This is a genomic window from Planctomonas deserti, assembly GCF_003067705.1.
Taxonomy (GTDB): Bacteria; Actinomycetota; Actinomycetes; order Actinomycetales; family Microbacteriaceae; genus Planctomonas; species Planctomonas deserti.
Genome location: NZ_QANL01000027.1, coordinates 1 through 826 on the forward strand (window position 1 = coordinate 1; position 826 = coordinate 826).

Consider the following 826-nt stretch of genomic DNA (forward strand, 5'->3'; position numbering starts at 1 on the left):
GCTCATCAGGCTGGTTGAATTGGTGAACAGCACGTTGTCGTCGGCCATGCCGTGGATCAGCAGCAGCGGCGAGCGCAGGCCGTCGATATGGGTCAGCACGCGCGCTTCGCGGTAACCCGCTTCATTGCGCGCCGGCAGATCCATGTAGCGTTCGGTGTAGTGGCTGTCATACAGGCCCCAGTCGGTGACCGGTGCACCGGCCACGCCACAGGCGTACTGGTTCGATGCCTTGGCCAGCAGCATCAGGGTCATGTAGCCGCCGTTGGACCAGCCCTGCACGCCGATGCGCGCCGGGTCCACCCACGGTTGCTGCTTCAGCCAGGTCACGCCGCGCAGCTGGTCGGTCACTTCCACCGTGCCCTGCTTGCCGTACAACGCGCCACCGAAGTCACGGCCACGTCGCGGGGTGCCGCGGTTGTCCAGCGAGAACACCACGTAGCCCTGCTGGGCCAGGTACTGGTTGAACAGGTGGTCGCCACGGCCGGGCCAGCTGTCGGTGACGGTCTGGCTGGCCGGGCCGCCGTAGACGTACACCGCCACCGGGTAACGCTTGGACGGATCGAAGCCGGCCGGCTTGATCAGGCTGTAGTTGAGCGGGGTCTTGCCGTCGGCCGCGGTCAGCGTGCCGAACTCGATCGGGCGCTGCGCATCGCGATAACGCGCATACGGATGCTTCGGGTCCGCCAGATCGTTCTCGAGCAGGGTGGCGATCTTCTCGCCATTGGCGCGGAACAGTTCGATCTGCGGCGGCGTGGTGCTGTTGGACCAGCTGTCCACATAGACGCTTACATTGCGGGCGAAGCTGGCGCTGTGCATGCCCGGTGCC

Annotated in this window: 1 protein-coding gene; it reads right to left on the bottom strand. The window is 66.1% G+C overall.

Features of this window, described 5'->3' with window-relative positions; translation table 11 throughout:
• Nucleotides 1–826, bottom strand: an 826-nt coding sequence (locus DAI20_RS19305) for a prolyl oligopeptidase family serine peptidase (protein WP_159085127.1), incomplete at both ends; no start/stop codon positions are given.